This window comes from Wolbachia endosymbiont (group A) of Hylaeus communis (assembly GCF_947251915.1).
In the GTDB taxonomy this organism is placed as follows: domain Bacteria; phylum Pseudomonadota; class Alphaproteobacteria; order Rickettsiales; family Anaplasmataceae; genus Wolbachia; species Wolbachia pipientis.
Genome location: NZ_OX366396.1, coordinates 313,172 through 339,833, shown reverse-complemented (window position 1 = coordinate 339,833; position 26,662 = coordinate 313,172). Strand labels below are relative to the sequence as shown.

The window sequence follows — 26,662 nt, the reverse complement described above, 5'->3', positions numbered from 1 at the left end:
GGATTAATTAATATGCAATGTATCTCGACTATAATATTGTACAAACACACATATTCAGCTAACATTCAACATGCAGAGCTTACTCATAGAGCGAAACAGGGCGGTGGTATTATTACTTATAGTAATTTTTATCTTCGGTTCATACGTTTATGTAAAAATGCCGAGGGAAAGCAATCCTGATATACAGATTCCTATAATCAGCGTGTTTGTTGGACTTCCTGGGATTTCTGCTCAAGATAGTGAAAAGCTATTAGTGCTTCCTATAGAAAATGAACTAAGATCCATCGAAGGTGTAAGAGAATTGAGAGCTTTTGCAACTAATGATGGTGCTCACATGATACTCGAATTTGGAACAGAGTATGATAATAAAGAAGTGCTCGATAATGTTCGTTCAAAGCTTTCAAACATAAAATCGAAGTTACCTGTTGAAGCGGAATCTCCGATACTCAATGTCGGCTTAATTGGTAATTTGCCAGAAAGAGCCTTAACTGAAATAGCACGCAAGCTAAAGAAAGAAATAGAATCTCTGCCAAATGTTCTCAAAGTTGAAGTGGCAGGTATGCGTAAAGAAACAGTGGAAGTGATAGTTGAGCCCACAGTTCTAACAAAATATAACATTCAATCAAACGAAATATTCCAAGCTATATCAAGCAATAACAGACTAGTGGAAGCTGGGTCACTGGAAAATGATACCGGTAAATATTCGATTAAAATATCAGGGTTATTAAAAGATATAGAAGATATTATGAATATTCCTATTAGATCTCAAGGCGATGCAGTTTTGAGAATCAAAGATATAGCAAAAGTATACCCTAGGTTTGAGGATCACCAAGGATTTGCTCGCATTAATGGATTACCTAGTGTCGTGCTAGAAATTTCAAAACGTAACGGAAAAAACATAATAGACACAGTAAATCAAGTAAAATACTTAATGGATAAGGCAAAAGATCAATTACCTGAAAATTTAAAAGTGGTGTACTTAAACGACCAGTCAAAAAACGTCCGCGATGTGCTTGATGACTTGGAAAACGGCATAATATTTGCTGTGTTGTTAATATTGATCATAATGATGCTTTCTATGGGAACAAGGATTGCTATTCTTGTGGCACTCTCGATACCCGGTTCCTTTCTCATTGGGATAATAGCTCTTTACTTTATGGGTATAACCTTAAATATCGTTGTGCTCTTCAGTTTAATTATGGCTGTTGGCATGCTGGTTGATGATGCAATTGTGATCAGCGAATATGCCGATAGAAAGATGATCTGCGGAATGGACAAAGTAGAAGCTTTTTACACTTCAGTTCGTGATATGTTTTATCCGGTTCTATCATCAACGTTAACTAAATTAGCAGTGTTTTTTCCTCTATTATTCTGGCCTGATACTGTTGGTAAATTCATGCAGTACATACCAATTACAATAATTCTAACTTTGACTGGATCGCTCATTATGGCTTTGGTTTTTATACCAACACTTGGTGCAATATTTGGTAAGCCTTCGATAACTTCAAAAAAAGAAATAAAAAAAATGAGTGCTATAGAAAGTGGTGAAATAAAAAATGCTGGGCCTATAATAAGAGCTTACGTACGCATGCTAGAGAAGGTTTTGGATCATCCTAAAAAATTCGTATGTGCTACTGTATTCGTTTTGTTTTCATTTAGTGTGCTGTACTTTACTTTTGCTCCTGGAGTAAAGTTTTTTCCGAAAGTGGATTCAGATAATATTTTAATCAGTGTTAAAGCAAAAGAAAGCTTATCAGCCAAAGAACGAGATCTGATACTCAAAGAAGTGGAAGAACGCATTTTGAGCATTGAAAAAGAAATTCATGTTTCTTATGCTAGATCAGGAGCATTTTCAGACAACGTTATCGCCAGAATACAACTAGAACTTATGGATTGGCGCTTCAGGCGCAAAGCTAAGCACATACTAAATGATATAAGGAGCAGTGTGCAAGACATGAAAGGAATAATAATTAATGTTCAAGAGGAAAAGCCAGGACCGTCGGCTGACAAGCCAATACAAATTAACCTCAGCGGGAGTGTATCCAGTTTGAATTTAGCAGCAGAGAAAATTCTAGAAATTATGAACCAACCTTCATCCGGGTTTATAAATATTCAAGATAGCAGATCAGCACCTGAAATAGAGTGGAATATGAGTGTTGATAAGAATAAGGCTACAAGCTCTGAAGTAAGTGTTGCAACCATTGGCGATTTTATAAAGATGGTTACAAATGGAGTGTTGATTGGAAAATATAGACCAAATAACACGGATGAAGAAATCGATATTGTACTCCGTTTCCCTGGAAAGGATCGCAACATGAAGACTATAGACAATCTTTTTATCAATACAGTTAATGGCCCGTATCCTATGAGCAATATAGTAAAATATGCTCCCGAAAAAAAGGTAAACAAACTAAACAGGATTGATGGATTACGCATAGTGACAATCTCTGCTGACGTTGATACTGGCTATCTTGTTGATGAAAGAGTAAAGTTCATTCAGAATTCTATTGCCCAGGATTGGGACAAGGGAGTAAAAATTGATTTTAAAGGCGACAAAGAAGATCAACAAAAATCAGGAGCATTTTTGTTAAAGGCTTTTATATTAGCGATTACACTAATGATATTGGTATTAGTGACACAGTTTAATAATGTATACCATACATTTATCGTAATGACAGCAGTGTTTTTATCCACAACATGTGTGTTTTTTGTTTTCTTTCTTATCCAACAAGTTTTTGTAGTTGTTATGTGTGGAGTGGGGATAATTGCTTTGGCGGGAATTATAGTGAATAATAACATACTATTACTTGATGCCTTTCATCACCAAATTAAGGTACACAAAAATGACATCAAGCGATGTGTAATAAACGCTGCAATTTCTCGCGTTAGGCCAATATTGCTTACCGTTGCAACCACAGTTCTTGGTTTAATACCGATGATTACCAGGTTAAATATCAATTTTTTTACGCTACAAATCACATATGATGCTCCATCAAGCCAGTGGTGGGTTGACATTTCAACAACCATAGCAAGTGGAATATTGGCTGCAACGGTTTTAACTTTATTCTTTACTCCTGCGTTGCTTGTTATACAAAGACATGAAAAAACTTGACTTAAATTAGCAATCATTTAACATTTAAGATAGTGTTCTTTGCCCGTTGGAGCTATAATTATAACTAATTACATTGGATTTATTTATTATGATTGCTAATCGTAAAAGCAGTGTTAAGCAGAAAAGTAACAAGAATAACATAGTTGGAAGCCTTGATGTAATAAAAACAGCAGGAGAGCTTTCACTTCAAAAAGGTTTAGATTTTGATGTTGTAATAAAGGCACTAGAAAGTGCTATAGAAGCAGTGGCTTATCAAAAATATGGTAGCAAAAGTAAAATTGTAGTTAATATAGATAGAAACACAGGCAAAGTTACTTCATACAGAAAACTAAAAGTTATTGATGATGAATCAAATGAAAAAGAGAATACTGAGTGTGAATCAATTACGCTTACACAAGCTAAATTAATAAAAGGAGATGCAAAAGTTGGAGATACTGTTAGTGAATTACTCTCTCTTAACACTGATCTTGCTTCAGCAAGAATTGCCCAGCAAAAGATTGCTCAAATAATTAAAGATGAAGAGTCAAAAAAGCAATATGAGGAATTTAAAGATAAGGTGGGAGAAATAAGGTATGGTATTGTTAAACAAGTAGAATATTCAGATCTTATTATAGACATAAATGGCACTAGGGCATATCTTCCATTGCGAAATTTAACTGGTGGTGAATCATTTCGTGAAGGTGATAAGGTTAAAGCTTACATACAGACTGTTAAGCGCTCTGATGATGGACGTCAAATTATTCTTTCTAGGACTCATGAAGGCTTTTTGGAGGCATTATTAAATCAAGAAATACCAGAAATTGCTAACGGATTAGTGACAATTAAAGGTATAGCTAGAGATGCTGGTTCAAGGTCTAAGGTTGCCGTTTTCTCTCCCGACAAGAACATTGATCCAGTAGGTGCTTGTGTTGGAGTTAAGGGAGATAGAATAAAAACTATTATACACGAATTAAATGGTGAAAAAATTGACGTTATAAATTACTCCTCAGATTTGGGTCAATTTGTTATTAAAGCCATTACTCCTGCAGAAGTATCGAAGGTTATTATTGATGAAAATGAAAATTGCATAGAGTTAATAGTTGCTGAAGATCAATTGAGTTTAGCGATAGGAAAAAAGGGCCAGAATGTAAGATTAGCTTCAGAGCTTGTTGGATGGAAAATTGAGATATTAAGCACTCAGCAAGAATCAGAAAGGCGAAGTAAAGAACTTAGTCAATGTTCAGCTTTATTTGCTGAAGCTTTAAACTTAGAAGAGATTATGGGTCAGCTATTGGTAACAGAAGGTTTTTCAAGTGTAGAAGACATATCTAGCGCTTCAATTAAAGAGCTTGCTTCAATAGAGGGCTTTAATGAAGATATTGCAAACGAACTTCATAATAGAGCAAATAAGTACCTGAAAGCAGAAAATGATAGAAAAATAGAAGAGCTAAAAAGTTTAGGTATGGAGGATGATGTAATCAATTTAACTTTATCAATAGACAATAAAATTGCTCTTAGTAAGCATGATATTAAGACTTTAGAGGACATAGCAGATTTATCAAGTTATGAGTTTTGCAGCATACTCTCTTCCTCATCCGATAGCAAAGAAGATCTAAAAGATACAGTAGATTCAATAATCATAGAAGCACGTAAAAAGCTTGGATTAATATAATAAAATAATATGAATAATGAAGATATCAGTGATAAAAAATTAACGCTCCAAGGTTTAAGCAAGCTTAAATTAGACCTCAATTTAAACTCTTCAGCTAGCCCAAGTACTGGAGCTACAGTAGTAAAAAAAAGAAGAAAAAAATCTCATGATGCAGAAGAACATAATTTATTTGACGAGAGTAAATTAGGTTCTTTAACAGAGAAAGAACAAATTTTTCGCATTAATGCTGTGCAGAATGCTGCTTTGCTGAAAGAAAGAAATCAGAGAGAAGAAAAAGAGAAAACAGCAAAAGAAGACAGCAATAAAGAGATTGACAAGAAAAATGAAGCGGACGCTTTATCTAAGGAAATAAATAAGCAAGTTTTAAGTAATACCCACTTAGTTGAACCAAAAGAAGATAGTATTGACCATGAGGACAACGATAAAAAGTCTTTTAAAGTCAACAAAGATATATATTCTAAGCATTCTAAACTGGTAATTGCACAGGCAATAGATGAAAAAACTGAACAACCCCCTGTATTTAAGCAAAGGTTTGGTATAAGAGGTAGAAAGTCAAAGTTTACTAAGGGTAAAAATATATCAAGAGAAGTTATTATACCAGACAAAATAACTATCAGGGAGTTATCTATTCGCATGGCAGAAGATAGCAAGAGTGTGCTAAAAATGTTCAAAGAAGAAGTCGGTGAGAGTTATAGAGTAGATGATCTGGTGGATCCAGATATAGCATGTGAAATAGTGGAAAAATTTAATCATACGGCTAAACGAGTGAGCGATACCAACAGAGAAAAAGATTTATTTTTTATAGAAGGCAGAGAAAGCCTGCCTAAAAAACCTAAACCACCAATCGTCACTTTTATGGGACACGTCGATCATGGTAAAACCTCATTGCTCGATGCATTTCGTGAATCTAATGTTGCAGAAAGAGAGTCAGGTGACATAACTCAACACATAGGTGCTTATCAAATAACGACAAAAGATAAGCAAAAAATTACCTTTATTGATACACCAGGACATGAAGCGTTCACTGCGATGCGTACACGTGGTGCCAATATTACTAATATAGTTGTAATAGTAGTTGCAGCTGACGATGGAATCATGAAACAAACAGTTGAAGCAATAAATCATGCAAAAGCAGCAAATGTTTCCATTATAGTTGCTATTAATAAAATTGATAAATCTGAGCCTGGTGATGTAGAAAAAATAATTAATAGTTTGCCTCAATATGATCTCATCCCTGAAGGGCTTGGTGGTGATGTTATGATTGTGCCAGTATCAGCAAAAAAGAAAACTAATTTAGATAAACTAGAAGAGACGATTTTGTTAATCGCTGAATTAATGAAGCTAGAAGCAATAGAAGATTGTCGAGCACTTGGATGGGTAATAGAATCCAAAATAGATAAAGCGAAAGGAATATCAGCCACATTGATAGTTGAGGAAGGAACGTTAAAGGTTGGTGATATATTGGTAGTTGGTACAACATACAGCAAAGTACGTAGTATGGTTAATCACCTCGGTCAAAGAGAAAAAGCAGCACTACCCTCCGCTCCAATTGAAATTACTGGTCTAAATGGTGTACCAAATGCTGGAGATAAATTTGTTGTTGTAAATTCTGAAAAGCAGGCGCGTGAAATTGTTGAATACAGGCTAGAGTTAATCAAGAAAAAGAAAGAAGATTTGGGCGACAATAATTTAGATATATTCAGTCGTAATAACAGCGAAACAGAAGAACTATCTGTAGTTTTAAAGTGCGATGTAACTGGTTCTATTGAAGCAATATCAAGTTCAATTGATAAACTCGGTAAAGACCAAGTGAAATTAAATATCCTACACAAAGCAGTAGGAGGGATAACAGATTCAGATGTGCTGCTTGCAGAAGCATCAAGTGCAGTAATTTTAGCTTTTAATGTAAAAGTGGACTCAAAAATAAGGGACTTGGCAAAACAAAAAGGTATAGAAATACATACTTATAACATAATATACGAGCTCATTGACGACATGAGAATGTATTTAACTAAAATGTTAAAGCCTGTTACACGAGAGGTTCGTGTTGGTTCTGCATCTGTAAGGCAAATATTTAATGTATCTAAAGCTGGTAATATCATTGGATGTTATGTAAGTGATGGAGTCATAAAAAAAGATTCTTTAATTAAGGTAGTGCGCAATAGTAAATTGGTGCATGAAGGAAAGTTAAAAGCACTACGTAGATTTAAAGATGATGTTAAAGAAGTAGGTGTAAACTTTGAATGCGGAGTATCACTAGAGGGTAATGTCGATATTAAAGTTGGAGATATTTTGGAAGCTTATCAATTAGTGCAAGAAGAAAGGGTGTTATAGTAGCTGGATATGAAAAAGGAAATTAGAAACCTAAAGATAGCATCGGTATTGCATAGAGCAATATCAAGAATTCTAATGGAAGGTAAGGTGTTCAATAAAAATGTAGCGGTATCTGACGTAAAATTAAGTAAAGATTTGAAAAAAGCAGATGTATATATTGTGTTATCTGCATTGAATATTCAAGTAGCTGACTACTTAGATCCAGAAAAAAGACGCACTGGAGATCCTTCTGAGAATAATTGTGATATTAATACTGTTGTTAATGAAATGAACCAATCTGCATGGTCAATACGTAAATCTATATTGTGTTATGTTGATTTGCGATTTATACCTGAACTAGTTTTCAAGCCTGACTTAGCGTTCGATAATTTTGTTAATGTAAGCAAAATATTACATAATCACACTTAATTAATGCATTTCAATCGTTACTTTTCATTAATGAGGTTGCACAGTTTAACGGGTTTGTGGCTTGTGCTATTTCCCAGTTTGAGCGGTATTCTTTTAGCCTCAACTTCTCTATCGTATCAGGTTCTTTTTCTCCTTGTTTTGTTTACTATAGGTGCATTTTTAATGAGACCCGCAGGGTGCATAATCAATGACATTTTCGATAGGGAAATAGATGCGCACGTTGAACGAACAAAATATAGGCCACTTGCAAGTGGTGCATTAAACATAAAGCAGGCTTTAGCTTTACTTTCACTGTTACTGTCTATTGCCCTGGTAATCTTATTATTAACTAATAAAACTACACTCATACTTGGAATAATCTCAATGTGTATGATAGCTACTTACCCTTTATTAAAGCGGTATGTTTGGTGGCCACAATTGTTCTTAGGGTTTACCTTCAATATGGGATCGCTCATGGGCTCAGCAGCAATAACAAACCAGATCAGTATAGAATCCTTGCTGTTTTATATAGGATGCGTCTTTTGGACACTTAGCTATGACACCATATACGCCCATCAAGATAAAAAAGATGATGAAAAACTCGGGATGAAATCTACCGCATTATATTTTGGTGATACAACAAAATCTTGGTTGAAAAGATTTTATTTAATATCTCTTATGACGTGGCTATATGCTGGTATCTTATCATCATTAAATAACATTTTTTATATTGCTCTACTTGCTGTAGGGTTCATATTTCACCGCCAATACAAAAATTTCAATCCTGACGATCCCAGTCAATGCATGTCCATATTTAAAAATAATTCCTACGTAGGGTTGCTGCTCTTTTTCGGCATTCTTTTAGATAGAATTATCACCTAGGTCTCAAGAGTTTCGGCTCTAATGAAATCAATAGACTCAGGTAGCCCGCAGAAACAAAAAAACTTGCTTGACAAACTCCGCCAGCCCTCTTATCATGAAACTGAAGCTATTGTATTTGCTTTCGCCAATCTGCAGATTAAAAGGTAAGGATTACTTAATGTATCGGCGTCTTATGTTCAATTTTTTGCAGTATATAGATACTGTATGTCTTTACAAAACTTCATCTACATCTAGATTTTTATCTAAATAAGCTGAACGCGCTTATAAAGCGTTACAAGACATCAAAAAATGCCAATACTCGACAGAGATAGTAAAAGACTAGCTAACTCGGGGATTCTTTGTCTTTTTTTCTGCTTAGTAAATTTCTTAAACATTTGCAGCGTAAGTTAGTTGCAATTAAAAGCAGCTTAATCTTGCTTGTCAAGCGTTTAAAACATAAAAAACGCCAATATTTTAAAGCGGATAATAACCCCAGGGCTTCTTTTGCCTTTTTTTTATTCGGTAAATTTCTTAATATTTACAGCTAAACAACAACCGTCATCCCTAAGTATCCCGCTGCTTGTTAGCGGCTGAGATACCGCGAATGAATCGCGGTATGACGGTTCGCGGCAGGATGACGATAAGCTCGTCATCCCACTACTTGTTAGCGGCTAAGAGATACCGCGGCGGTATAGCTATAGGATGACAAAAAAAGGGCACTGTGACGAACTTAGAGGTTGTCCGGAAACAAGTAAAAGGCTATAATATCTGAAATTTTAGTACGGGGTAAAGATGAGAAAAAAGTATCCAACAGATCTAAGCGAAAGGGAATGGGCAAGAATAGAAAAACACTTCAGAGTATCATACAAGAAAGGAGGAAGGCCGCCAAAGTATAGCAAAAGAGAAATATTAGAAGCAATTTTCTATGTATTGCGTACAGGGTGTCAATGGCGGTATTTACCAAATGATTTTCCGCTATGGAAGACTGTGTATGAGCAGTTCAGGCAATGGAAGAAGCAGGGAATTTTTGAGAAAATGAATTATGAAATTACAAAATATAGTAGAAGAAAAATAGGAAGGAATGAGCAGCCGAGTGCCTGTATAGTAGATAGTCAATCTGTAAAGACTACAGAAAAGGGGGGATCAAAGGCTATGATGGAAGTAAAAAAGTAAAGGGTAGAAAAAGGCATATAATTACAGACACTCAGGGTTTTATACTAGGTTGTTACGTAGGCGCTGCTAACGAAAATGATAGAGATGGTATTAAAATAGCATTAAACAATATGAGAACAAAATATACTAAAGTTAAAAAAATGTGGGCTGACATGGGATACCAAGGAAGAAATTTAAAGAATCACATAAAGGAAGAATATGACATAGATATTGAAATTGTTAAAAGGCCTACATGTAGATTTTGGGTGCACAAAGATACGCCACCTGAGCTACTACCAACAAGAGAACAAGGGTTTAAAGTACAGCCAAGAAGATGGGTTGTAGAAAGGACTTTTGCTTGGGTTAATAGGAATAGAAGGCTATCGAAGGAGTATGATTTACTCACAACATCCACTGAGAATTTCATATACCTAGCTATGAGTAGGGTTATGTTAAAGAGGGAATATGCTTGAATTTACTTGTTTCCGGACAACCTCTAAATCACAATTATCAGTTAATGCTAATTACGGCATTATAAAAAACGCCAAACTTTTTTCTGCTTTTATGCAAGAAGTCTAGTCCATATATTCCTCCCACTTTTCCGTGACTTTTCTTACTATTTCCTCACTCATTTTAATTTTCTTTCCCCATTCTCGTTTGGTTTCAGGCGGGATTTTATTTGTCGCATCAAATCCCATTTTACCTCCAAGTCCACTTTCAGGGGAAGCAAAGTCTAAATAATCAATAGGTGCATTTTCTATCATGATTGTATCACGCACAGGGTCCATCCTTGTTGACATTGCCCACATCACTTCCTTCCAATCACGTATATTTATATCATCATCAACAACGATAATAAACTTCGTGTATAAAAATTGCTTTAGAAAGGAAAGTATGCCCATAACAATTCTTTTTGCCTGCCCTGGATAGGATTTTTTTATCGACACTACCGCTATTCTATATGAGCAACCTTCCGGTGGCAGATAAAAGTCCACTATCTCTGGAAATTGATTGATAAGAATGGGCACAAAAATTTCGTTGAGTGCTTCACCAAGAATCGATGGTTCATCAGGTGGCTTGCCGGTGAAAGTGCTGAGATAAATTGGATTTTTACGCATAGTAATTGCAGTAATATTAAATTCAGGAAATTGCTCAACAGAATTATAGTAGCCGGTGTGATCTCCGTATGGACCTTCGTCTTGATATCTATCCAAACTCACATAGCCTTCCAGAACGATTTCCGCGTGAGCTGGCACTTGAAGTGGAATAGTCTTACAATTTACAAGCTCAAGCGGCCTCTTTCGCAGCAGTCCAGCAAATTGGTATTCTGACAATGTTTCTGGCACTGGAGTTACTGCAGCAATAATCGTTGCAGGATCACTACCGATCACAGCAGCAGCAGGAAATTTCATATTTTGTTCCTTCTCTTTCCATCGTTTATGGTGACCTGCTCCTCCACGATGCGCAAGCCAACGCATTAGAGTTGTTTTTTTATCTATGACCTGCATACGATATATTCCAAGATTGAAATTATCTTGTTTGTCTTTCGTAGGTCCTTTTGTCACCACAATCGGCCAGGTGATAAGTGGTGCAGGTTCATTTGGCCAGCATGTTTGAATGGGCAGTAGACTTAGGTCCACTTCATCTCCGGTTAGCACTACCTCTTGACATGGAGCCTTGCTCACGACTTTACTTCGCATCGATAACACGACTTTCAACAAAGGAAACATTTTTATAGCATCCTTAAAGTTTTTTGGTGGCTCAGGTGATTGCAAAAATGCTAAAAGTTTACCAAGATCTCTTAGTTCATCAGGGTTTATGTTCAACCCCAATGCAATCCTCTTAATAGTACCAAATAAATTCACCAAAACAGGAATCGAATTTTTACCATTTTCTGTGACAACATTTTCAAAAATGATCGCTGGCCCTTTGTTTGACAAAACCCTACGGTGAATTTCTGTCATTTCAAGAACTGTTGAAACTTCCTCCTTAATCCTAATCAGATCTTTTTTTTCTTCTAAGGCTTTGATGAAGTCGCGTAAGTTGTTGTACATATTCCAGTTTTTAAAATTTTAAGTTTATATCTAGTTTTCAAGCACTTTATTGAAATTTGATCTATGCACTGTCTAGCGAGCTTTCAGTTAATTTGAGATCAAACCTTCATATCGCTTACTAAGTTTGTATTTCCTTCCTCTATTGGAAAAATCTACAATCTTGATAAACCCCATTTCCACCCACTTTTTACAAAGTTGCGCACTGGTACGAGGCTTAAAATTAAATAGTTCGCCAACCTGACTAGCTGTAATAGCGGAAAACTCCTGGAAGAGCTCAAGAGCCCTACGCTGTTTAGGATCAAGCTTACGTATAAGATCAGTCTGATCAGCGTGGTATTCTTCTTTATTTATACGTTGTAAAACGTTCTCAAATGAATTTGCCATACCTTCTACGAAATACTCCACCCACTTAGTAATATCTGCTTCAGCTCGTCCCATGTAATAGTTGTGCGATGGACCTATACTGATTGCTTCATAATACGCTCCTAGATTCTTAGCATAATATTCTTCCAATGAATAAAGTCCTTTTAGGTCATACCCACCAAGGTGTAAAATTAATGTAGTCAACAATCTTGCAGTACGACCATTACCGTCATAGTAAGGGTGAATTGTTACAAATTGATAATGCGCAATACCTGCAATAATTGGGCAAGGCACTTGCTCACTGTTACGAATCCAATCAATCATACTGCTCATGAGCTTTGGTACATCCTTTGCTTCAGGTGGCATATAAATTATTGCACGTGTAAGACTATCGCGGATAACATTTTGACCATCACGATAAGGTGTTGATTTTATTTTAGATTTTCCACTTGCTATTACTAGAGCATGTAGTGTTTGAACAGCTTTCTCAGTAATGGGTATTCTCCTTGCTGCCCATTGTTCAACTTGAGTTAAAGCTGCATAATATCCTTTAACCTCATTTTCATCTCTCCTATATTTTGGAAAGTGGCTTTTACCACTTAAAACCTCTTCAATCTGTTTAGGTTCAAGTCGATTTCCTTCAATCATAGTAGAATAGTGTGTGGTATAAAGCCGTGCAGTTTCACGAAGAGACAAAAGCATTGATACAGTGAGCGGCAAATGTAACACTTTTTCTTTTGCTGCTTCAATCCTTATAAGACAACTAGCAATTTTAGAAGTAATCGTATAATTCGGCATCGGCATAATATCTGCATTACATTACTTCTATATTATGCTGATAAAATGCAGATAATACAACATTTACACGACGCCGACCATAAACAGCAATAAATTCGGCTGATTGAGAAAGAAGTTTGTCTTGTAGAATAGCTATTTCTTTTTCTCTGCCAATTATTGGTTCACTCATATGTTTATTCCGCGGAGTTTGTTGAAATTATACACAGCGGAATAAAATTATCAACTTTGTTTTACCGCCATGCTTACAGCGCGGCGGTAAAAGATAGAGCATCTCATAATTGGCTATTCTGGGGGTAGTTTGGTCACCTACATTATCAAGTCTTCTGATGAACTTTGTGACAATATACCTAATCATTGTACGTAAAGTTTGTATTCGAGGCAAAACTGACTATAAAATACACTTGATATAAATGTTTTTATATATTAACATTAGATGCTTCTTTTAATATATAGATAAATGTGTACTAAAAGTTTTATATTGTAGGTTCTTTAATAAGTATATGTCTAGAATATCGTTTTTATTGATTCTTATACTGGCAGTAGCAAGTTTACCAGTAATAAACAATTGGCTTTCACACCGCGGTCAAACCCTAACCGATGACCAAATAAGTACGAGATTAGATGATTATATCAGTAGAAATTTTGATAAGATCGTAAAAACTCTCAAAGAGGAGTCGATTAAAAGTAGTTACGCTGCTCGAGATAATGTAACCAAAAGTAAAATTTCACAATACAAGGATGAAATATTTGACCTTACTTATCCTTACTCCGGAAATGAAAATAGTAGTGTTATAGTTGCAGGCTTCCTTGACTATTCTTGTGGATATTGCAAAGCTATGAAGAATGATATAAAGCAGTTAATTAACGACGGTAAAATTAAGTATATCTTTAGAGACGCTCCAATACTTGGTAATGACTCTTTAAGGGCAGCAAAAAGCGCTTTAGCTGTTTACTTTATTGATAAAGAAAAATATTTCGATTTTCACTATTCTGCTTTAAGTCACAAAGGAGGATTTTCAGACGAAAGCATATTGGATATAGTGAAAAGCATAGGGATTGATGAGGACGATTTTAATGATTCCATAAAAGATAACGCGGACAAAATTGAGCAAATGATAAACAACAGTAGGCTTCTAGTAAAAGATTTGGGAGTAGGTGGTACACCTTTTTTAATAATTGGAGATAGCCTGTTTGTAGGAGCAACTGATTTGAATGTATTACGCAAAAAAGTAGATGAATTAAGTCACAAGCAAGGCTAGTTTCAATTTGCCATAAAATTTTATTTTTTTGCTTGACAACTCAAATGAACCTGAGTATAGTAATTGTGGGTATGACAGCAGTTTAACTCAGTGGTCTCATCCACTTTCCATGGCGTCATTTACTATGTGAAACGCTTTCAAATTACAACATTTTCTTCAACCAAACTATTTTACTTTCACAGGAGGACATATGTCATTCACAGAAATTAGATTTCCAGAAAATATATCTTATGGTTCCACTGGAGGACCGGAATTTTCCACTGACGTTGTAACAACTCACAATGGTTGTGAACAGCGCAACATCAATTGGTCTCATGCACGCACTAGATACAACATAGCTTACGGGGTCAGATCAAACGAGCAGCTACTAGAACTAATAACATTTTTTCATGCACGAAAAGGTAAAGCAATAGGGTTTCGTTTTAAGGATTGGTCGGATTTTATAGCCATCAACCAAGAGATTGGTATAGGAGATAACAAAAAAACGACTTTTCAGCTAATCAAAACTTATGTAAGTGGGGAAGATAAGCATATACGCACGATCAAAAAGCCAGTACATGGGACAGTAAAGATTTATTTAAATGGTAAAGAAGAGAGTGAATATTCAGTAAATTATTCAACGGGAGAAATAACATTCATGAAACCGCCAGTAAAAGATGCAATAATCACTGCGAGCTTCGAATTTGATGTGCCCGTGCGCTTTGATACAGATTACTTAAACGCTTCTATTGATGACTATGGAAGCAATAGCTGGAATAACATTCCACTAATAGAGGTAAAATTTTAGTTATAAGCGAGCATAGATCTACATCATAGTAGGGCTACTAGTCTACCATAAATTAAAAAATTAAGCACCACTGAGGCTCTATACCTAAATGAGCCTTAGTATATGCAATTATTTTAAACTTTATCACCAGCTATATACTACAATGTTGCTGAGCTTTGCTAACATTTACACTTGAAGCTTGGGGAGATTCTAACTCAGTGCTTTCTCCTTCCTGCAAAATAGAAAGCTTCAACAATTCCTTTAGAGTTGATTTTGCAAGTGTTGTATCATCTTTGTTTAAGATGTAGTCTAGCATGCCGTTTTTCTGTAAGAGATTAACAAAATATCTATCTCCCTCATTAAGAACCTCTATCTTGTTAATACAAGCATCGAACAGACGAAATCTGTCAAATCAGAAAGAAACACACAAATTTAAGTTTTTAGTAGTTTTCAAGTATAGTTGTACAGGGAGCGCCTTTGCAGTTATGACCGACATTTTCAATGGTGCCTAAGTGCCCGTATGCAAGCATGGTTTTGGAAGGAACGGTCAAATCATTGATGGAGTCATTTAGACTACCTCGGTTAGGAGATTGTACTATCAACCGTTCCAAGCTGAAGCGTTTCCCTATTACAAATTATATGTAGGAGTTACCATGAAAAAAGCAAAAAGTAAATTAGAAATAGTGAATCCTAATGCAGCAGGAATAGACATTGGTTCAGCTGTACACTATGTGTGTGTACCTGAAGGAAGAGATGAACAACGCGTTCAGAAATTTGGCTGCTTTACTGAAGACCTTCATAACTTAGCACAGTGGTTGAAAAAGTGTAAAGTTACAACAGTAGCTATGGAATCAACAGGAGTATATTGGATTCCTTTATTTCAAATACTTAAGTCATACAAATTCGAGGTAAGATTGGTAAATGCACGGCATGTAAAGAATGTACCTGGTAGGAAGTCTGACGTTCAAGATTGCCAATGGCTCCAACAACTGCATAGCTACGGACTGCTTCATGGATCGTTTAGGCCAGATAATCAGATGTGTGTATTGCGCAGTTACGTGCGGCAACGCAAAAATCTCACTGAAAGTGCATCTACACATATTCTGCGTATGCAGAAGGCATTAATTCAAATGAATATACAATTACACAAGGTTATTAGTCATATTACTGGGATAACTGGTATGAAAATCATTGAAGCTATAATTGAAGGCGAAAGAGATTCTGAAAAATTGGCAGAATTCAGGGACGTGCGAATGAAAAATGATCAGTCTACTATTGCAAAAGCGTTAGCTGGTGACTATAGAGAGGAACACTTATTCACGCTAAAGCAAGAATTTGAACTATATAATATTTATCAAGAAAAAATAGCAGAATGTGATAGAAATATTGAAGCCTATTATAAAACGTTTGAAACAAAGTCTTGTGAAAGCAAACAGCTAAGTAAGCAAAAGAATAAAAATAGCAAAAGTAAGCCAAGCTTTGCTTTGTATGAGGAACTGCACCGAATAACTGGTATGGATTTCACTAAAATTCCTGGATTTGATGTATTAAGTATACAAACCATAATTTCAGAAGTTGGTATAAACCATAGTAAATGGCCAACAGAAAAGCACTTTTCATCGTGGTTGGGACTCAGTCCTGCTAATAAAGTTACAGGGGAAAAAGTGTTTAACACAAGAACACGTAAAGTCATTAACCGTGCTGCAAATGCTTTGCGAATAGCTGCTCATTCTGTAGGAAATAGTAAAAGTGCGTTGGGTGCATACTACAGAAGATTGAAAAAACGACTAGGAGCACCAAAAGCAATAACAGCTACTGCAAGAAAAATGGCATGCATATTTTATAGTATGCTCAAATACGGACAGGAATATGTAGAAAAAGGAATGGAATACTATGAAACACGCTATAAAGATAGAACTGTAAAAAATTTGATCAAAAAAGCGAGCGAATTTGGCTACATATTAGTTCAACAAGAAGAGTTAGTTGAGTGAGTTTCTTAGGAGTAAATTCACCAAAATAGAGAAACAGCTTAGGCAAGCTAATACAGGGCAAAAAGATTTGTACTTTAAATTACTAAAAGCTTTTGAAGGTGAAGATTTGGTATCAGCAAAAGAGCTAGTAAGGGAGATGAAGAACCTTAATATATCTTATCGGGTACAGGGTGTCAAACTACTACTCTTATTAAGATTGTTTGTTACAAACGCATGTAAAGATGCTGGCTGGTTCGAATTTTACAAAGATGTCTTGTCAGAAGGTGGTAAAATTGATCTTAATGCCGATGTTTGTTCTAGTGGTACAGCTTTAAGTTATGCATGCAGAGAAAAGAACAAAGATGTTGCAGAATTACTATTAAAGCATGGAACTGATATTAATAAAGTGAGTGCCCTGTCGGGTAAAACACCAATTCTTATTGCTCTAAAAAACAATGACCACAATCTAGCAAGTTTGCTTTTTCGATATGGAGCAAAAATTGATGTTACCCCTGAATTAGAACAAGCAATTATTGCTGATAGCTACAGCGAATATGAAAAGGAGACGATGGGGATTCTGTTGCAGCATACTTCTCCTGAACAAAATACCGAGATGCTAAAACATTTTTCAAGCAATGTAACCCTGGAAAGTACTGAAATTGTAAAGTTGCTTTTAGATAAAGGGGCTGATCCTAATATAGGAGAACCTGATGCAATGCAAATTGCTACCGATAAAGGTAATATTGAGCTTATGAATTTATTTAATCAAAAATTGGGAAGAGAGTCTAAAAGTTTAGAGGATTCATTTGTCATTATTCCTGACAATTTAACTTTGAATAAAATACAGGACATTCTAGATAAAGCAGCAAATGAAAATGATGATGCAAAATTGACTGAGGTTGTAAATAATATTCAGGATTACGAAAGTCAGGTGATTTGCAATTTTGATGATCCAGAAGAAGCAGGGCTTTTCGTGGGATTCTCTAAGAAGGTTTTGAATTTACAATCGCAAGTTAGAGACCAATATGTACTAAGCCGTATATTAATGGTGCTTCAATCTCAAGAAAATGGTAGCAGGTACTCAGTAAAAGAATTGTTACTGCTGGCAATCGCAGCTAATGATGAGCTAACAAAGAAATACCATGATATGCTTTTTGCTAAAGGAAACTTGAATCTTTTACATCTGCTTGTTGGTGGTGAAAAGTATATTGAAACCTTTATAGGGAAATTTCCCGATCTTTATCAAAGTTTAAAAAATCAAGCAATCCGACTTGAAAATGGTGAAGTTGGGTTTTTCTCAGTTATAGTGCTAAGGGAAGAACAAGAATTACTGGATAAAGTTTTTGCTAATGAAGATACTCTTCAAAATCTAAAAGAAATTTTGAAAAATAATACTTCTGATCCTACGTATGGTGTACTTGAAGCAGCGTCATTAGTACAAAATGAGGAATTTATCAAGAAAGTATTAGATGTGTTTGAAAGAGATGCTAAACAGAATATCAATGATCCAGCTACCAAAACTCTGTTGAAGGAGAGTTGTATTACTTTATTAGAAGCTGCAATAAGTCAAGAGTGTTTCCCGATTGTTGAATACTTATGCAAAAAATGTATTGAGGACAAAAATGAAGCAATTCAAACAATCTACAAAGAAGCATTTACAGATGATAAGATTATTGAGACGTTAAAGAAACAAATCCTGAAAAGCATAGGAACTCGCGGTAGAAGGGAAATTTACGATTTAATGTTGAAAACTGCATCGAGTGCTGATAACATTATATTTTTAGGAAAAGTATTGAATTTAGTTAAAGGTAATACAAAGCCTTTTCGTGAAAGTTTTGCTACTATTTCAGAAAATGCTTCTCCTACAACTGTTGAGCAATTACAAAAGTATAAAGATATGACTAAGTTTACAGAAGTGCCACGTGACGTTGAACCTAGAGAGGAAATACAAAAGGCCTTAGAAAAATGTTTAGAAAGTAGAATCCCTCACAAATACTCAGAGTTCGAAGCAATCGAAAGCAGAGATATTAAGGCTTCTTCTCGTGGGTGGTTTGCTATGCGCAAAGGAGTAGATTTTTTTATTAAGCCATTGAATGTTGACAATGACGACTCTGTACGATCATTTATAACAGAAGTTATTGCTGGTCCGCTATATAGACTAGCACTGTTTGGCAAATCACCAAAAATTTGGCTAATTGAAGACGATCAGGATCAAATCTTTTTGGGTTCGGAATTTCTGCCTAACTTTAATGCATTTAACCATCTATATATAGAAGCACGTGACAAAAGCAATATCAAACAAGAAAAATATTCAGATGAAGCTCAACATAAATTCTAAGAGGAGTTGCAAAAAAGCGTAGAAAATTCCAAATACTTCGCTAAGTTTTTAGCTGCATGTTTAATATTTAGGGAATTTGATTTTCATTTAGGAAATTTTGGAATGACGGAAACAAATGACACAGGCATAGCAGAAAGAAAATGGGCAAAAATTGATCATGGCTTGTCATTTGAATATCAGCGCTTTGATCAGGAGTGTTCATCAAGTGATTGTCTAGGGATTTTGAAGTTTTATTTGCAAGAAAGAAAACAGCACGGGCATCCAGCAGTAGATGGCTTGTTGAAAGAAGTTTTAGCAGAGTTAGTAGATGATGGTAAATTGTCAGAAGAATTGGGTAATATGTGCAAATTCTTAGAAGAAAGTAAAGCACTGATTGAGCAATTAATAGACAAACAAGTAGGAGATTTAAACAAGGCTCTAAGTGCACATCACGGTATAAAATTTTCCATTCTCAATGAGACTTTTTCGTATAATGCTAAACATCGTGTATTCGTTACTGATCAAGGTGATGAGCTTAGTAAGTATTTCAAAGAAATATTGTATGATCAAGTTAAAAAAGCAAAAGAGTTTTCAGAAGAGTTGAGCAAGAAGAATAAAGATCTTAAAATGGAAGATTTGAGTTTAGGTTGTAACTCTTTAGACAATACAACTGGGTCGAATGCGCAAGGTGATAGTAGTAAAGCACATTCTGAAGTTATAGTAACTGAAAGCAACAGTAGTGACGGTGAAAATAAAAAAACAGTAGCCTCATCTATTAGGTTTCAAGGTCATACTTCACAAGATAGAAAAGAGAACTTAGACATTACAGGGCAAAATGCTTTACAATTGGAACAAGAAGAACCAAGTCAACAAGCAAAGACTGATGACCTTATTCAAGAAAAAAATCAACTAGGAAAAGAACCAAATAGTGCACAGAAAAGCTTGGATGGGAAAATTGCAGAACTTAAAGACAGAAAGACTTTTGCAAAAGAAGAAAAAAATGATACCTTAAATAGAATGGGGAGTTCAATACAGAACCTTATAAGCCATAATTCCAGGGAGGGTAAAATGCCTACAAATACAGAACAGCAAGTCAAAAGCTCATTAGGACAAGAGAAATCTGAGAATACAAGAAATCAGCTTGAAAAGCTACAAAAAGAATTGAATGAAAAAACTCAGGCACTTGAAAGCATGAAAACTCAGCTTGCAGAGAAAGAGGAAGAGCTGAAGGGTGTACAAGTTCAATTAGAGCAAGAGAAAACAAAACTGCAAGATGAGCTCAAGAAGAAAGAGAAAGAGCTGAATAGCAAAACTAGGGAAGTAACTGAGCTTACTGAAGAAAAAAGTCAACTAGAGAAAAAGCGAAATAGTATACAGCAAGACTTGGTTGAAAAAACTAAGGCACTTAATAGCACACAAGCTCAGCTTGAAAAGCTACAGAAAGACTCAGATGCAAAAACTAAAGAATTCGAGGGTACAAAAGCTCAGTTAGAACGGGAGCGGGATAGTGTAAAGCAAGAATTGGATAAAACAACTGAGGAGCTTAAGAGGAAAGAGGCTGATCTTAAAAACGGCAAGAAAGAGCTGGATAATGTGAATGAAAAGGTTTCAAAGTTAGAGCACGAGACATTAAATCAACAAGCAAGTATTGATGATACAAATCAAGCTCTGGATACAAAAACTAGTGAAGTAACTCACCTTACTGAAGAAAATACTCAATTAAAGGATAACCTAAAGACTACAACTGAAGAAAACACCGAACTAAAGAATGAGCTAAAGCTGAAAAAGCCTAAAAATGAAAATAACGACCTGAAGACAAAGCTGCAGGAATCTGAAAACAAAAGTAAAGGACTAGAGAGTCGAATCGAAGAGCTACAAGAACAGCTTGCAAGTAAAGATAAAGAGATGGATGCTGCAAATCAAGCTTTGAATGCAAGAACTCAAGCTCTTGAGAGGACACAAGCTCAGCTTGAAAAGCTACAGCAAGAATCAGTTGGAAAAGCTAATGAAGTAACTAACCTTACTGAACAACTTAAGAATACAAAAGCTCAAGCTGAAGAAGAGATTAACAAGCTAAATGGTCAAATAGATCAACTTACTCAAGAAAAAAATCAACTAGATGAGCAGTTGGATAGTGTACAGAAAGAATTGGGTATAAGAATTAGCGAAGTAACTCAACTTACTGCAGAAAATACTCAATTAAAGGACAATTTAAAAACTACAACTGAAAAAAATACTAAACTACAGAGCAATTTTGATGCTATAAAAAATACCCTAAAGACTACAACTGAAGAAGATACTAAACTGCAGAATGATCTAGAGGTTACACGAAAAATCGTGAATGAAAAAGACAGTCAAATTGGGAACCTAAACAGTAACATCATAGAACTAAATGAGCAACTAAGAAATAAAGACAGTCACATTGAAGGCCTAAATGATCAACTAAAAAGTAATGATGTTCGAGTCAAAGAGTTAAACAATAAACTTAAAAGTAAAGAGTTAAATAATACACATGGACAACTTGAAAACAAAAGCAAGCTGGAAAATCAGATTAAGGAGCTAAGTTGTAAAAATCAAAAGCTGTCGAAGGCAAGCACTCATAGTAAAAGGCAAAGTAATTATGCCTCTGTTTCTTTTGTGTTGTCAGGAGTATTTGCTGTTGGTGCAAGTTTAACAATGTTTCATTTAGTAATATGTATTTCACTTGCTGTAGCTGCATTAACTTTTCTTGCAGTAGGATTTTACTGTTCATATAAGGCAAATACAGCGCTTAGTAATGTTGAAGTTAAAAATGGTGTTGATCCTATAGCTGTGGAAGTTTAAAATAGCCCAAGTTGAGAAAGGATAGCAGAAGTAGAATAACTGTTTAGATATTGAGTTAATAATTTAGATATTCTTCTAAAAAAATTACTTGATATTTATGATCTTTCAAGCATACCACTAGCTTTAAGATTTTTTAGGTCAGTCGCCTATATTAATAGGAACACCTACCTCAAGTAGATTCTTCACCAACTCTTGAAATTCAGCTAACTTTAATAGACTTTAGCATAAAGAAGTTGAACATTTCTTCAGAATTGTGTATAATTGTTAACGTCCTATAGGTTTACTTATTATGGCTCTTTCTAAATTTCTTGACCCCAAAAATGATATATCGTTCAAGCGTATCTTTGGTACTGAAAAAAATAAGGATATTCTTATTCACTTCCTCAATGATATCCTTGGCTTCACTGGTAAAAATGAAATAAAGGATATAGAGTTTTTAAGTACTATTCAAGACCCTGATATCGCCGCTAAAAAGCAAAGTATTGTTGATGTTCTCTGCAGAGATGAAAATGGACTGCAAGTGATCGTCGAAATGCAGGTCGCTAAAACTAAAGGCTTCGAGAAACGTGCTCAGTACTATGCTGCTAAAGCTTATTCAAGACAAGCTGACAAGGGTGATCAATACCATGACCTTAAGGAAATTATCTTTATTGCTATAGCAGATTGTATCTTGTTTCCCGATAAATCTGAGTATAAATCAAAGCATACTATTCGGGATGAAGACACATACTGTAATTGCTATTGAATGATGGAGAGACATACTCCATTATTTTAGCACGAAGTAACAAGTTCAATAGAATTAGTTCTTCAAAAATAATTTAAACTTTTACAGTAGGAGCAGCCTCATGAAATATTATAGTGGATTAGATGTCTCACTCAAGGAAACTTTTATCAGTATCATTGATGAGAAAGGAAAAATTGTTAAAGAAGAAGTTATTGTAAGTGAAAGCAGTACAATAGCGGAGTATTTGCTTAGTCAAAGCAAAAAATATGAAGCAATAGGGATAGAAAGTGGACAACTATCAATATCAATGTGCAAAGAATTGAGGAGATTTGGATTGCCAGTAACTTGTGTAGATGCAAGGCATATGGCAGCAGCATTGTCTGCAAGAATCAATAAGAATGATAAAAATGATGCAAGAGGTATAGCACAAATGATGAGAGTTGGGCTATTTAAAGAGGTATTAGTAAAGTCAGATGAAGCTTGTCAGATTAAAATAATGCTTGGAAGCAGAAGACAATTAACACGTAGCAGAGGGAAAATTGAGGGAACAATAAGAGGATTATTAAAAATATACGGGATAAAAATTGATCAGCGTGCCAGATCTACAAGTTTCGTTTTAAAAGTGCAAGAAATAATTAATGAGCTAGATGAAATTAGCAAGAACTCAATTGAAGTATTAGTACATAGCTTAGAAACAATAGAAGAATCGATAAGAAAACTTGACAAAATGCTCTCAGAGCAAGGTAAAAAAGATGAGGATTGTAAATTATTAACTACTGTTCCAGGAGTTGGTATTATAGTAGCAATGACATACAAAGCTGCGATAGATGATGCATATAGGTTTGAAACATCTTATGCAGTTGGAGCCTATATGGGATTGAGCCCAAGACAGTACGCTTCTGGAGAGATTGATCGGCATGGAAGTATATCAAAAATGGGACCAGTAGAATGTAGGAATGTGTTGTACGAAGCAGCACAAGTCTTACTGGTAAAATGTAAAAGGAAATTTAAATTGAGAAGCTGGGGATTGAGGCTTGCAAAAAAGAAGGGTATGAAGAAAGCAATTGTTGCCGTAGCGCGGAAGTTGTCTGTAATTATGCATAGGATATTGGTTAGTAAAACAGAATTTTGTTATCAATAAATGCAAAAAGTAGATAATTTGATGTAAAGTAAAGATAGCAATGCCGATGGAAGGGATAAGCAAGATCCTAGGTTGAAGCATAGACTTCGTAAGACACATGTTGCCGTCCACTTCCGCCTAACAAGTATAGTGCGGCTTGGCTAAAATACAAATTAGCCATATCAGACCGCGGAGAGAACCATGGAAGCATGCTATTTTAACTTATATTAAGACTATGGAGGGAAAGAATGATACCTTAGTTTTTATAAGCTTAATGAATATGTGGATAAATACTTTAAATGTGTGTGGCGTATTTATCCACATATTCATTGGCTGCATAATTTAAAAGGGATTAATTAGAAATTTAGTGCTGGTGTTTTTATTGCCAATAAAACCCCTTTTGATTGAATAAGATAATACGATAGTAAATAAAAGGTTGTATTAGAGCTGAATTTTACATCAAAAAATATTTTTCATGATACAAAAAATTATTATTGACTTTCATGCAATTAGAGAACTTGGGTGGCTGAGAGCAGTGAAATTAATAAGCCTAACACTTACCTATTTGATGAGAGGAACTACTCAAACTTAACGACTCCAGCCTTGAAAGTGGTAAAGAATCTCTTTTCGGAGATTTTCTTGTACTACTTCCAGCTAAAGGTTCTGGAGACTTACGTTTTGGCAATCTTTCTCCAGTATTCTCACAATCCATAGACTCATAACCACTTGTTGTTGCCTCAGCTTTAGAGCTTACGTTTTCAGCATCAGTTACGAACCCGGAAGAGTAACCGCTGCTGCTGTCATCCTTTTTACTCTCCTCTATCTTTTTAAAGGTAGTAGTAGTATTTCTAGTACCTTTAGCAGGCCATTGCTCTTTCCTAAACGACTCTACTTCCGAACCATCATAATCACGGTTAATCCAGTATCCACCTTTGTCTTTTGTAATTGAAATATATTCTAATACGCTTTCATCGGGATAACAGGTGTTAATTGCTTTTTTAGGGGATAACCCATGTTCTTGCACCTGAAAATTTACCCATTTGTCCTTTTCAGATTTCACTGCCTTTTCGACGATGTTAATGTCGATATCTTTTATTTCTACTTTTCCCTCATGCTCCCGACTAAAAAGTTCTTTTAAGTTAAGTAAGGCACCACGACTTATATTAGCAACAACTGTTGTTTCTTGGTTTTCCTCACAACTAGAAAGAAATTTAAATGGAAACTCATTGAGATCACAGGCTTCTTTCTTATTGACACGATACTCTTCTTTCGTTTTATCTATTATCTCCTCTAAATACTCTTTTACATCAACACTATCATCAATTAAACTAGCAATCTTCCCATTTTTTACAATAAAGTTAGTATGAGGAGGATCCAAAGCATAATTATTTAAGTTAAACCAATAAAGCAATGCTTTAAACAACTTTTCTTCTTCCTTTTCCTTAGTAACTTGCTGTTTTTCAGGTTCCTTATTACAAATGTTCGCCGTATCTTTTGGAGAATCTTCAGAAATCCCAGAATTTAAGGACATTGAATCATTCCATGCTATAGGAGAAGGAATCGATGATGATCTACAGGTCATTTTCTGATCCCGAATCTCTATTAGCATACTTTCATAATCACCTTCCGATAATGAAAGTTCTCTAAGCATCGACGGTTGTGACATTAACGGTTTCCGTCTACATCTGCTCGTGTATGACCTGCGTGGCATATCGTCCGTTTGCTGAGAAGAAGTACTAGCCTGACCTATCCCCTCCCGAAGCACCCGAAACAGCCTCCCTGTTTCTTCCTCTTTTTTTGATCTTCGCCTGGGATGCTTCTCTAACTCTTCACCACGACTTCGCTCGGGAAACTCCCGTGTCGGTGATGCTTCAGCTAATAGCGTTCGAGGAAGCTCATGGTCAATGGACAGTTCATGTTTTGCATTGATTACAGAGCTTTCTATAATTTTAGTTATCATACAGTGAGAAATTTCTTTATTAGAAAAGTCTATGCCATATACCCCACTGCTTCCATTTACTTTGAATGTTGCTTGAGTTTTATTACTCATATCATCAAGTACAGGATTATTAAATTTATGATTTATATCACGTGCTTCTTCCTTTGTTAAAAACCTAGTTCCTCTATTACTTAGTATAACAGGTATAAGAATTGAGGTTTCCTCTCTATTCAAAGGAGAGGCACACAAAAAGGCACTTGTCACCACACGTGTTGATGGATCAAGAACTTCCATTATCAAATCTTTAAATGCCCTTACATCACTACGACTTTTGCTATCAGCTTGAAGATCACGGCCTATAAGCCATGCGGCACGCCGTGTTACACTATCAATAAAACGAGCGTCATCAAAAACGTCCCTGATATATACACTATTGTCTCCACCCTCCAGAGGGTTCTTAGGAGCATTCTCATATCTTTCCCTCATCCTTGATAAAAACTCACGCTCAAATTCCTTGCGTAATTTTTTATTAGGAAATTTAGAATGACACAAATATTTTTCCTTGTTGAATGAGTTAGTAACTATGCTACAAGTTGGCATATCTTCTAAAACATCCTTTACAAGTGAAGAAGCCAAATGAGACTTCAAATTAAAAATTACACCTTGATCTATAGGTGCTACAAACTCAATCCTACCTTGTTTACCTACAGACCAGTCTCCTTTATAGTCGTTAAATGGAAAAGATTTAACATCAAAAATTAACTTGGCTGTATTTAACACTACCTCATCCGTATCTCCTTCTTCAATACCGTAGAACTCACCTACTATCTTCTTTTTTATATTGTAAAGATATTTGCTACACTGATAATCCTCCATACCTTTATCAAATGAGACTACGATACAGTCCTTCCCGTACCTGCTTTGCAGCGTAAAATTAGTTTTAACTGTATTACGAGCATAATTATGTACATTAAAAGCACTAACCAATGCTCTTACTGTTTTTGTATTAGGCATACCAACCTCCCCATTTTT

Annotated in this window: 17 protein-coding genes and 1 pseudogene; 14 read left to right on the top strand and 4 right to left on the bottom strand. The window is 35.3% G+C overall.

What is annotated here, in order from left to right:
• Positions 1-70: 70 nt before the first annotated feature.
• From OPR52_RS01670 to OPR52_RS01640, 7 genes are all read left to right on the top strand, one after another.
• A complete protein-coding gene (locus tag OPR52_RS01670) occupies positions 71-3,112 on the top strand; it encodes an efflux RND transporter permease subunit (RefSeq protein ID WP_265038319.1) in 3,042 nt (1,013 codons plus the stop codon).
• Between the two features lie 88 nt (positions 3,113-3,200).
• Positions 3,201-4,763, top strand: coding sequence for a transcription termination factor NusA (gene nusA / locus OPR52_RS01665; RefSeq protein ID WP_265038318.1), 1,563 nt, complete (start codon positions 3,201-3,203; stop codon positions 4,761-4,763).
• Between the two features lie 9 nt (positions 4,764-4,772).
• Positions 4,773-7,097 (top strand): translation initiation factor IF-2, encoded by a 2,325-nt coding sequence (gene infB, locus OPR52_RS01660; RefSeq protein WP_265038317.1) that lies wholly within the window; start codon positions 4,773-4,775, stop codon positions 7,095-7,097.
• Positions 7,098-7,106: 9 nt separating this feature from the next.
• A complete protein-coding gene (locus OPR52_RS01655; protein ID WP_265038316.1) occupies positions 7,107-7,505 on the top strand; it encodes a ribosome-binding factor A in 399 nt (132 codons plus the stop codon).
• 3 nt (positions 7,506-7,508) lie between these two features.
• Entirely contained in the window at positions 7,509-8,366 is an 858-nt protein-coding gene (gene ubiA, locus OPR52_RS01650; protein ID WP_077188461.1) for a 4-hydroxybenzoate octaprenyltransferase, read from the top strand.
• A 338-nt stretch (positions 8,367-8,704) separates the two neighbouring features.
• Positions 8,705-8,893 (top strand): hypothetical protein, encoded by a 189-nt coding sequence (locus tag OPR52_RS01645; RefSeq protein WP_265038315.1) that lies wholly within the window; start codon positions 8,705-8,707, stop codon positions 8,891-8,893.
• Positions 8,894-9,137: 244 nt separating this feature from the next.
• A protein-coding gene (locus tag OPR52_RS01640; protein WP_265037890.1) for an IS5-like element ISWpi1 family transposase occupies positions 9,138-9,970 on the top strand; the annotation gives its coding sequence in 2 pieces (ribosomal slippage) (positions 9,138-9,507 and positions 9,507-9,970; 834 coding nt in all).
• 102 nt (positions 9,971-10,072) lie between these two features.
• Here the strand turns inward: OPR52_RS01640 and OPR52_RS01635 are convergent.
• The 3 genes from OPR52_RS01635 to OPR52_RS01625 all read right to left on the bottom strand — a co-directional run bounded on the left by OPR52_RS01635 (position 10,073) and on the right by OPR52_RS01625 (position 12,881).
• The gene (locus OPR52_RS01635; RefSeq protein WP_264723097.1) at positions 10,073-11,551 is read right to left on the bottom strand and encodes a UbiD family decarboxylase; all 1,479 of its coding nucleotides are present in this window, start codon (positions 11,549-11,551) and stop codon (positions 10,073-10,075) included.
• Between the two features lie 87 nt (positions 11,552-11,638).
• Entirely contained in the window at positions 11,639-12,712 is a 1,074-nt protein-coding gene (locus OPR52_RS01630; RefSeq protein ID WP_265038314.1) for a Fic family protein, read from the bottom strand.
• Between the two features lie 16 nt (positions 12,713-12,728).
• Positions 12,729-12,881: a hypothetical protein gene (locus OPR52_RS01625; RefSeq protein WP_007548541.1), complete on the bottom strand. Its 153-nt coding sequence runs from the start codon at positions 12,879-12,881 to the stop codon at positions 12,729-12,731.
• A 331-nt stretch (positions 12,882-13,212) separates the two neighbouring features.
• Between OPR52_RS01625 and OPR52_RS01620 the strand changes: the two genes are divergently transcribed.
• The 7 genes and pseudogenes from OPR52_RS01620 (at position 13,213) to OPR52_RS01590 (ending at position 23,712) form a co-directional block, all read left to right on the top strand.
• Positions 13,213-13,971, top strand: coding sequence for a DsbA family protein (locus OPR52_RS01620; protein ID WP_264723094.1), 759 nt, complete (start codon positions 13,213-13,215; stop codon positions 13,969-13,971).
• A 190-nt stretch (positions 13,972-14,161) separates the two neighbouring features.
• Positions 14,162-14,758 (top strand): TIGR02217 family protein, encoded by a 597-nt coding sequence (locus OPR52_RS01615; protein WP_264723093.1) that lies wholly within the window; start codon positions 14,162-14,164, stop codon positions 14,756-14,758.
• Between the two features lie 632 nt (positions 14,759-15,390).
• Complete coding sequence (locus OPR52_RS01610) at positions 15,391-16,728, top strand: IS110 family RNA-guided transposase (RefSeq protein ID WP_265037784.1); 1,338 nt, start codon at positions 15,391-15,393, stop codon at positions 16,726-16,728.
• A complete protein-coding gene (locus OPR52_RS01605) occupies positions 16,721-19,045 on the top strand; it encodes a host RNA manipulator TomO (RefSeq protein ID WP_265038313.1) in 2,325 nt (774 codons plus the stop codon). Before OPR52_RS01610 ends, OPR52_RS01605 begins: the two co-directional genes overlap by 8 nt.
• A 6-nt stretch (positions 19,046-19,051) precedes the next feature.
• Entirely contained in the window at positions 19,052-21,847 is a 2,796-nt protein-coding gene (locus OPR52_RS01600; protein WP_265038298.1) for a TomO hydrophobic C-terminal domain-containing protein, read from the top strand.
• Between the two features lie 289 nt (positions 21,848-22,136).
• Positions 22,137-22,574, top strand: a pseudogene (locus tag OPR52_RS01595) (Rpn family recombination-promoting nuclease/putative transposase); the annotation flags it as partial.
• Positions 22,575-22,692: 118 nt separating this feature from the next.
• A complete protein-coding gene (locus tag OPR52_RS01590) occupies positions 22,693-23,712 on the top strand; it encodes an IS110 family RNA-guided transposase (protein WP_265037747.1) in 1,020 nt (339 codons plus the stop codon).
• 529 nt (positions 23,713-24,241) lie between these two features.
• Here the strand turns inward: OPR52_RS01590 and OPR52_RS01585 are convergent.
• Positions 24,242-26,644 carry a hypothetical protein gene (locus tag OPR52_RS01585; RefSeq protein ID WP_265038312.1) on the bottom strand — a complete coding sequence of 801 codons (2,403 nt, stop codon included), beginning with the start codon at positions 26,642-26,644 and terminating at the stop codon, positions 24,242-24,244.
• Positions 26,645-26,662: the final 18 nt, after the last annotated feature.

Excerpts from the sequence above, each read along its gene's own strand:
- OPR52_RS01670 (WP_265038319.1), top strand. The coding sequence starts at position 71 with ATGCAGAGCTTACTCATAGAGCGAAACAGGGCGGTGGTATTATTACTT.
- nusA (WP_265038318.1), top strand. The coding sequence starts at position 3,201 with ATGATTGCTAATCGTAAAAGCAGTGTTAAGCAGAAAAGTAACAAGAAT.
- infB (WP_265038317.1), top strand. The coding sequence starts at position 4,773 with ATGAATAATGAAGATATCAGTGATAAAAAATTAACGCTCCAAGGTTTA.
- OPR52_RS01655 (WP_265038316.1), top strand. The coding sequence starts at position 7,107 with ATGAAAAAGGAAATTAGAAACCTAAAGATAGCATCGGTATTGCATAGA.
- ubiA (WP_077188461.1), top strand. The coding sequence starts at position 7,509 with ATGCATTTCAATCGTTACTTTTCATTAATGAGGTTGCACAGTTTAACG.
- OPR52_RS01635 (WP_264723097.1), bottom strand. The coding sequence starts at position 11,551 with ATGTACAACAACTTACGCGACTTCATCAAAGCCTTAGAAGAAAAAAAA.
- OPR52_RS01630 (WP_265038314.1), bottom strand. The coding sequence starts at position 12,712 with ATGCCGAATTATACGATTACTTCTAAAATTGCTAGTTGTCTTATAAGG.
- OPR52_RS01625 (WP_007548541.1), bottom strand. The coding sequence starts at position 12,881 with ATGAGTGAACCAATAATTGGCAGAGAAAAAGAAATAGCTATTCTACAA.
- OPR52_RS01620 (WP_264723094.1), top strand. The coding sequence starts at position 13,213 with ATGTCTAGAATATCGTTTTTATTGATTCTTATACTGGCAGTAGCAAGT.
- OPR52_RS01615 (WP_264723093.1), top strand. The coding sequence starts at position 14,162 with ATGTCATTCACAGAAATTAGATTTCCAGAAAATATATCTTATGGTTCC.
- OPR52_RS01610 (WP_265037784.1), top strand. The coding sequence starts at position 15,391 with ATGAAAAAAGCAAAAAGTAAATTAGAAATAGTGAATCCTAATGCAGCA.
- OPR52_RS01590 (WP_265037747.1), top strand. The coding sequence starts at position 22,693 with ATGAAATATTATAGTGGATTAGATGTCTCACTCAAGGAAACTTTTATC.
- OPR52_RS01585 (WP_265038312.1), bottom strand. The coding sequence starts at position 26,644 with ATGCCTAATACAAAAACAGTAAGAGCATTGGTTAGTGCTTTTAATGTA.